Genomic DNA, 6139 nt, shown 5'->3' on the forward strand with positions numbered 1-6139 from the left:
CCTTTGGAAGGCATTCCCCTGTGGGAGCCGGGCTTGCCCGCGATGGGGCCCGCACACTCAACGCAACACTAAAGCCCGCCCGTTGCGTTAAACCCCACGCCCAACACCGTCAATACCGACAGCGGCAACAGCAAGGTATCGAGCACCGCGCTGGCCGGCAGGTCGATATGCGGATAGCTCGGCGCCTCAGCGCCGAATCGATCCTTGGCGCAACAGCCGCCATTGATCGCATACACATCCAGCCGCGTGCCGGCATACACCACCGGCGCCCCGGGTTGCGCGGCATCCAGCGTGCGCGCCGTGGCGCAGCCTGTCAGTTGCAGCGCCAACATTACCAGCAGCGCCTTATTCATCGCTGCTCAAATGGTGCTCGCCCCAACGTGGCAGCATGTCCTGGGGAATGTTCAGCAGGTTGAGAATGCGCGCCACCACAAAGTCCACCAGGTCATCGATGGTTTGCGGCTGGTGATAAAACCCTGGCGAAGCCGGCAAGATGGTCACGCCCATGTTCGACAACTTGAGCATGTGCTCCAGGTGAATACTCGAATACGGCGCCTCGCGCGGCACCAGGATCAACTGGCGGCGCTCCTTCAAGGTCACGTCAGCCGCCCGCTCGATCAGGTTGTTGCAGGCGCCCGTGGCAATCGCCGACAAGGTGCCGGTGGAGCACGGCACTACCACCATCGCCGCCGGCGCACCGGAGCCGGACGCTACCGGCGACATCCAGTCTTCTTTACCGTACACCTTGATCTGCCCGGCAGCCGCGCCGGTGTACTCGGTGAGGAAGGCTTGCATCATCTGCACCTTGGCCGGCAGTTGCACATCCGTCTCGGTGGCCAGCACCAGTTGCGCGGCCTTGGAAATCAGGAAGTGCACCTCGCGGTCTTCGCGCACCAGGCAGTCCAGCAAGCGCAGGCCGTAAGGCGCACCGGACGCGCCGGTCATCGCCAGGGTAATGCGTTCCGGGCCACTCATTTGAGCGCCTCGGCCAGCTTGCCGTGCAGGCCACCGAAACCGCCGTTGCTCATGACCACCACATGGGTGCCGGGCTTGGCTTGCTGTTTGACGTGTTCGATGATCGCTTCAATGGAGTCGCACACGATGGAAGGCACCGTGCACAGCGCCGCAATCGCCGGCAGGTCCCAGCCGAGGTTAGTCGGGGCGTACCAAACCACCTGGTCGGCGTCGTTGACGCTTTCCGGCAAACCATCGCGGTGCGCGCCGAGTTTCATGGAATTGGAGCGCGGCTCAATAATGGCAATGATATTGGCATCACCGACGCGCTTGCGCAGGCCATCCAGCGTGGTCGCAATGGCTGTTGGGTGGTGGGCAAAGTCGTCGTAGATGGTAATCCCGTTCACATCTGCGACTTTTTCCATACGGCGTTTCACGCTCTTGAACGCGCTCAAGGCGGCGATGCCCATGGAAGGCACCACGCCCACATGCCGTGCGGCCGCCAGGGTGACCAAGGCATTGGCGACGTTATGTTGACCGGTCATGTCCCATTCGACGACGCCTTGGGCCTCACCCTCGAACAGCACTTCAAAGCGCGAGCCGTCTTCGCTGAGCAACTTGACCTGCCACTGCCCGCCCGCGCCGGTGGTTTGCACCGGCGTCCAGCAGCCCATGTCGATCACGCGCTGCAGGGCCGGCTCGGTGGTCGGGTGGATCACCAGGCCTTCGCTGGGGATGGTGCGCACCAAATGGTGGAACTGGCGCTCAATGGCGGCCAGATCAGGGAAAATGTCCGCGTGGTCGAACTCAAGATTGTTGAGGATCGCGGTACGCGGGCGGTAATGGACGAACTTGGAGCGCTTGTCGAAGAAGGCGCTGTCGTATTCATCGGCCTCAATCACAAAAAACGGCGTATCGCCCAAACGCGCCGACACCGAGAAGTTCTGCGGCACACCGCCGATCAGGAAACCCGGACTCATGCCCGCATGCTCAAGCACCCAGGCCAGCATGCTGCTGGTGGTGGTCTTGCCATGGGTGCCCGCCACAGCAAGAACCCAGCGGCCTTGCAGCACATGGTCGGCCAGCCATTGCGGGCCGGAGACATAGGGCAAGCCCTTGTTGAGTACATATTCGACCGCCGGGTTACCACGTGACATGGCGTTACCGATCACCACCAGATCCGGGACCGGGTCGAACTGTGAGGGGTCGTAACCTTGGGTCAGCTCAATACCCTGGGCCTGAAGCTGCGTGCTCATGGGCGGATAAACGTTGGCGTCGGAGCCAGTAACGTGATGGCCCAACTCTTTGGCCAGGACCGCCATCGAACCCATGAATGTGCCGCAGATACCCAGAATATGAATGTGCATAGTTGACCTCGTAAACATCGAGGCAGGTTAGCGCAGGGAGTAGGAAATCGCACCTTTTAAACGGTCAGCGGGCGAGCGAAACGCGTCTGGCATTTCGCTCGATAGTGCCATCCTCAAGCGATGGCGGGTGCTTGAGTGTTGCGCTGACTGGCTTTCAAAGCAGCGAGCAAACGCAGGTTTTCATAGGCCTCGTCCATGCGCTTGAACTTCTTGTCGATCAGGTCTAGACGCCCTTCTGCATCGGCAGGTATGGGTTCGCCGGGTTTATATGGTTTAAAAATAATACCGTTCTGCCGAGTGATCTTCTTCAATTGTTGCTCAGAGAACCTGAGTATCTTTTCCAGGTTGCTTAAGCGTGCGTCGTTATCGGTTGGCCAACGTTCACTCTTGGTAAATACACGGTTGTTCTCGCCCAACAGAATCATGACGGTGGAGCCCATGCCCAACAGCTTTATCTCGAAATCATCCAGGCGCTGGTCAATCGTGCCTGACGAATCGGCTGTCGAATCGGGCGTCGAATCAACGTGCTCGGCAGCGTCACCTTTTTTGGGCGGGCTGCTGGCGCCGGGCAAAAACGGTGGCGGCAATACACCAGGGGCGTAAGAAGACTTGATCCGCTCTCCGGCGGCCACGGAGCCTGCATAGGCTGCTACGTTGATCGGCGCGCTGACCATCCCGGTGATACCGGCACTGATAGCCGCATCACGAGCAACGCGCAGGGCGCTTGGCCCGGTATCAATCACACCGGCCTTGACCAGTCTGTCGGCATCAAAAACTCGCTTGGCAGCCTCCGCCACACTGATAGGCGCCTGCTTGCGCAAATTGGCCATCATCAACTCGTCATTGGCCTTGATTTTATTGATCTGCATGACAGTGCTCCCCGCGTCCTTGAACCCACCGCCCTGGGGCTTGGGTGCAGGCCCGGGCTTGCTCGGCGGCGCGGGTTTAGGATCTGGTTTCGGCTTGGGCGGCACTGGCGGACGCGGGCGCGGTGGTAGCGGCGGCGGCACAGGAGCAGGTGGTGGAGATGGAGGCCTCGGCCCCCTTCCACCTCCCCACTTGAGGTTTTTGCTCTCGATGGCCCCCTTGGTTTGCGACAAAGGCCAATCAGCAGGATCAGCTTTATACGACTCGAGCTGCGCAGCAGGCTGGTCGACGGATACAGGGTGTGAAGCAATGAAAGTGGCCATTGAAGGAATAATGTTCATAGTGTTCACCAGCGTGATTGTTATTGTATGAAAACACTCTAAGCAGTTGCCCTGAATGAGTGGGCACCCCACCCAGTACAGTTCCAGCCAGAGCCTGCCAACACGCCCTGTAAGACAAAGCCCTCTCACGGATGAAGCACAGCGTTAAACTCGACACTTTAAGCGTTCCCACCTACCTTGCTGTTCGAGCTATCTTTTTAGACTTGCACAGCCGCTCAGGCCGGCGCTGCAGCGCACTTTCGTACGCGATGAACGTGTTCATCCCGGCCCAGCACTTCTCTATGCCAATCAATCAGCGCCGATAGCGCTATGCGCAAGATCAGCAGAAACCGGAAGCACTCACATAAGCACGTCATAAAAAATTACTTCACCCGCAAGAAAAGCCCGCACTCTTCAATCAGAGTGCAGGTCAATCAGAGTGCAGGCGTTCAGCGCAGCGTCGACCTCGTTCCCGCCAATCGCCTGACCCGTGACACGCGCCGGCCTACTAGTTGGCACTGCCCGATACTTTCCCCTTTAAGACACCGAACAGTGCCGTCAGGGCCGCCAGCCTGGAATCGATGACAGCTGTGCGGGTCTTTATATCGTCGCTATCACCGCCCGAGGTAGCAGGTTGAAACTTAACGCCGTACTTTTGTGCATCCTTAACCAGTTCGGGCTCGCAATAGTCAAGTATTGCATCGAGAGAATCCAAACGTTCCTCATCGGTTTGCGCTGCCCATTTGTCCGATGGCCCAACATGCCCTTCGCCCCGCAGATTGGCTAAGGTATTGGCCACTTGAAATACACTTGTCTGCTTACGATCGACGAGCTTTCCTTCATCAACGGGGGCGCCCTCAGCAACGGTGACACCCTCAGCAGCGGTGGCACCCTCAGCAGCGGGGGTTGCACTGAGGTGAGGTTTAATAGTTTCATTGATAGTTCCGATGGTCACAAAAGCAACTATCGTAACTGGCAAAGTAATCGATGAAGTCACCAGTGCATTTTTATATGCCTTACCCAGCTCAAACTTGGACTCCGCCCCTGAGGCTTTGCTTAAATCCGCTGCATTTTCCTCAAGCGCTCGAGAAGAGAACGGTGGAACCTCTTGCCCATCGACTCGACCCGGTGTGGGCTGACCGAACAACTTGTCACGGGCTTCAGCATCTTTTTGCGTTTGCCACTTTTTCCTGTTCGCTTCTTTATAGTCAGCCACTTGCGAAGCAGTGGCATTTGTATCAGGGGCCTCCCCCGGCTGTCGTTGGCCACTGGCGTGCCCCGGGCCTTCGAGGGATGTCACTTGTTTATCAATGAACCCCTGATCAAAACCGTTATTGCTACCGTCTGCGGGTTTGGCCGCTGCCGCGCCCTCTATCTTGGGAGCATCAGGTGTTCTTACAGGGCTAGGCGGCTCGCTTCTGGTCCATCCGCCACTGAAAAAATTCGAAATCTTTGAGCATACCAATGGCCGTTCAACTGCATTTGCAAATATCATAACGTTCTGCCTAATAATTAGTTTTAATTAGAAAGCCATCCATTTCCTTCAGCCATTAGGTGACACAAATACCTCATACAGTTCCAGGCTATAAAAAAATACACACTCGCCACTGACCTACAACAACGTCGGCAAAAACGATCCAGGCACACAGGCACAGTGCGTCAGCCGCACGGATACTAAAAATCGCAGCCCGACGACTCAACCAAACGCGAACTTATTAACAACTCAGACGGGCGCGGCGACTTTTTCGCTAAGCCGCGCCCGTTAAAACCATTATGGTTTATCCGAAGGCGTCAGTGCATTCAGCACTCCAAACTGTGCTAACTGAGGGCCAAAGGGTGTATTGGTAACAGTACTGTATGCATACCAAGCGCCCTTTTTAAATAGCGCAACTACTGGCCTGCTTACACCGTCCGACTCCACCTGATAGAAGCCCTTGACAATATCACCCTCCTTGTAACTTCCTGTCACCTCATAAAATCTGTAATTCCCTTTCAGTCGAGCAAGCACCTCATCTGAATGTTTGCGCACCGTCTTTAAATCCTTACCTAAGGCGACTATCCCCCGTTTAAAGTTTTTCGGCAGATCAACGATATCGGTAACACCCACAGAAGCACCGACGCCTGCAAAAAAAGACCGCTTGAGCACCTTGCCTGCTGACTTACCAAGCTTCAAGGCTCTATTCGCGGCACTTGCCCCAGGGAGAAAAAACCCTAAAAAATCGAACCCGATATTAAAAGCTGCTCCGGCAACATTGCCGTCGATCGCATCTTTAATACCATCATAGAAGGGAATAAGCGAAAGGAGAAAATTGTTGACAGCTTGATTAGCCCTGGTGTTCTTTTCAATCCTCGTTTCACCGAAAAGCTTTGTTTTTAAATAATCATAATCCTTGGTAAAAAAATCACCCACCGCGGCACCCAGCGAACCGTTCCGTTGAGAAAAATACGGCGTTCTTGCTTCACCGATTACATCAGGCGAATCACGCTCATTATTGGTGGCAAATTCTGTAAACACATTGTACGTGCCAGGGACTCGTGCCTCGTAACCCGGAGAAAAATACCTGCGATCGTCAAAATTTGGCTGCTCTGCCGGCACTCCCTTTTCCTTAACAATTTTTCCCAGGGCTGGAA

General features: G+C 56.1%; 6 protein-coding genes. All 6 read right to left on the reverse strand.

All coding sequences use genetic code 11. The features are described from left to right. Window positions 1-68: 68 nt before the first annotated feature. Entirely contained in the window at window positions 69-353 is a 285-nt protein-coding gene (locus FEM54_RS22005) for a YceK/YidQ family lipoprotein (protein WP_138453000.1), read from the reverse strand. Then, the gene (ubiX, locus tag FEM54_RS22010) at window positions 346-975 is read right to left on the reverse strand and encodes a flavin prenyltransferase UbiX (RefSeq protein WP_017136038.1); all 630 of its coding nucleotides are present in this window, start codon (window positions 973-975) and stop codon (window positions 346-348) included. Before ubiX ends, FEM54_RS22005 begins: the two co-directional genes overlap by 8 nt. Beyond that, window positions 972-2321 (reverse strand): UDP-N-acetylmuramate:L-alanyl-gamma-D-glutamyl-meso-diaminopimelate ligase, encoded by a 1350-nt coding sequence (gene mpl, locus FEM54_RS22015; RefSeq protein WP_138453002.1) that lies wholly within the window; start codon window positions 2319-2321, stop codon window positions 972-974. Before mpl ends, ubiX begins: the two co-directional genes overlap by 4 nt. A gap of 113 nt (window positions 2322-2434) precedes the next feature. Then, window positions 2435-3529, reverse strand: a complete 1095-nt coding sequence (locus FEM54_RS22020; protein WP_240792781.1) for a hypothetical protein — start codon at window positions 3527-3529, stop codon at window positions 2435-2437. Between the two features lie 487 nt (window positions 3530-4016). Continuing rightward, a complete protein-coding gene (locus FEM54_RS22025) occupies window positions 4017-4724 on the reverse strand; it encodes a hypothetical protein (protein WP_138453004.1) in 708 nt (235 codons plus the stop codon). 555 nt (window positions 4725-5279) lie between these two features. Then, the coding region (locus tag FEM54_RS34100; protein ID WP_171045880.1) for a hypothetical protein at window positions 5280-6139 on the reverse strand (860 nt) is incomplete at its 5' end.

Source organism: Pseudomonas edaphica (assembly GCF_005863185.1).
Classification (GTDB): Bacteria; Pseudomonadota; Gammaproteobacteria; order Pseudomonadales; family Pseudomonadaceae; genus Aquipseudomonas; species Aquipseudomonas edaphica.

Bases quoted from the DNA above. Each gene is read 5' to 3' on its own strand.
- mpl (WP_138453002.1), bottom strand. From the start codon at position 2,321: ATGCACATTCATATTCTGGGTATCTGCGGCACATTCATGGGTTCGATG.
- FEM54_RS22005 (WP_138453000.1), bottom strand. From the start codon at position 353: ATGAATAAGGCGCTGCTGGTAATGTTGGCGCTGCAACTGACAGGCTGC.
- FEM54_RS22020 (WP_240792781.1), bottom strand. From the start codon at position 3,529: ATGAACATTATTCCTTCAATGGCCACTTTCATTGCTTCACACCCTGTA.
- ubiX (WP_017136038.1), bottom strand. From the start codon at position 975: ATGAGTGGCCCGGAACGCATTACCCTGGCGATGACCGGCGCGTCCGGT.